Annotated in this window: 1 pseudogene; it reads left to right on the forward strand. The window is 35.5% G+C overall.

The features are described 5' to 3' along the window. A pseudogene (locus AC1M36_RS28495) lies at positions 1-459 on the forward strand (phage tail tape measure protein); the annotation flags it as partial.

Below are 459 nucleotides of genomic sequence, written 5' to 3' on the forward strand. Positions count from 1 at the left end.
GTGTAACTACTGCGTCTGCCAAAACAGTTATTTGGAATAGAATTGTAACTGCGTTTAGTACGTCTCTAGCCGGGCTTAAAAAAGTAGCAATGACTACTGGAGCATTCTTAGCGGGCAGTTTTCTTCCAATGGCTGCAATGGTTGGTCTTGGGGTAGTAATTGAAAAACTTATATCATCTTATTCAAAACTAAAACAAGCTAAAGAGGATTTTGAGCAATCAAAGTCTACAAGTATTGAAGCAATTACAACGAATAAAGATGAAACTGACAAACTAATAAGTCAATATCAAGACCTTCAAAAAGCTAAGGAAGCAGGTTCTTTATCACCTGAAAAAGAACAAGAATATCTACAAGTAACACAACAATTAGCACAAACATTTCCTATGCTGGTTTCTGGTTATGATTCTCAGGGCAATGCTATTATTAAAAACAATGAGGCATTAAAGGATGCCATTAAGT

Source organism: Bacillus sp. Medicinal_06, from assembly GCF_056711665.1.